At 48.6% G+C, this 1,072-nt stretch carries 1 protein-coding gene; it reads left to right on the top strand.

All coding sequences use genetic code 11. From position 1 onward, the window contains the following. Window positions 1-18: 18 nt before the first annotated feature. A partial coding sequence (gene tnpC / locus AB4484_RS18205; protein ID WP_372079640.1) for an IS66 family transposase occupies window positions 19-1,072 on the top strand: 1,054 nt, incomplete at its 3' end.

Below are 1,072 nucleotides of genomic sequence, written 5' to 3'. Positions count from 1 at the left end.
TTACCACGAGAGCGAGTTGTGGTGGACATATCTGAAGCAGAAAAAACCTGCTCGTGTTGCCAGTCGATGCTCTGCAGGATGGGACAAAGCACCAGTGAAAAACTGGTGTATATCCCAGCTAAGTTGTACGTTGAAGTCACCGAAAGACCCAAATACGTCTGTCGTCAATGTGACGTGCTAGGAGAAAAGAGCCTCGTGTTGATGGCTCCGCCGCCGCCAGCGATTATCCCGAAAAGCATCGCGACTCCCTCTTTGCTTGCGCAAATCATCACGAACAAATACCACTATGCCCTGCCTCTCTATCGTCAAGAATCACTGTTTAGACAATATGGGTTAGCGCTCAGCCGAAAAACGATGAGTCAGTGGATACTGCGTTGCGCTGATAAGGTAGAGCCGTTAATCGCCTTACTGAAAGAAACCCTTCTTGCTCAAGATGTTCTGTTCGCGGACGAGACCACATTGACCGTGCTCGATGACGAAAGAAAGAAAAGTTACATCTGGTTGTATGGGTGTGGTTCAGACCGTGGAGGCAATGCACAATCCCCCGGTATCGTCTTGTTCGACTATCAGGAAGGGAGTCGGGGTCACCACTGCCCTGAATCGTACCTGTCAAACTACACTGGATACCTTCATATTGATGGTTATAAAGCGTATGAAAAGACAGAGGCGAAGTTGGTGGGTTGCTGGGCGCATGCAAGACGTAAGTTCATAGAGGCAGAGCAGTGCCAACCAAAAGGTAAGCAAGGAAAAGGGGGTAAAATCCAGTGGGCAGTCAGTTGGTTCCAAAAGCTCTATCGTGTTGAACAAGCACTCAAAGATAAGACGAGGGAAGAGCGATATGTTACCCGCCAATCAAAGACTCAGTCTCTGCTCAATGAGTTCAAGGCGTGGTTAGATAAATCGGTCACTCAGGTGCCCCCTAAAAGTAAATTGGGTGAGGCGATTAGCTACAGTCTCAATCAATGGTCGAAGCTAGTAAGAGTTATCGATGATGGCCGGTTAAGCATGGATAATAACCGAGCGGAACGTTCAGTGCGTCCGTTCACGGTAGGGCGGAACAACTGGTTGTTCT

The sequence above is a fragment of the Vibrio sp. 10N.261.46.A3 genome (assembly GCF_041472995.1).
GTDB classification, from domain to species: Bacteria; Pseudomonadota; Gammaproteobacteria; order Enterobacterales; family Vibrionaceae; genus Vibrio; species Vibrio coralliirubri.
The sequence above is the reverse complement of the archived record's forward strand: the minus strand, read 5'-3'. Positions and strand labels throughout refer to the sequence as shown.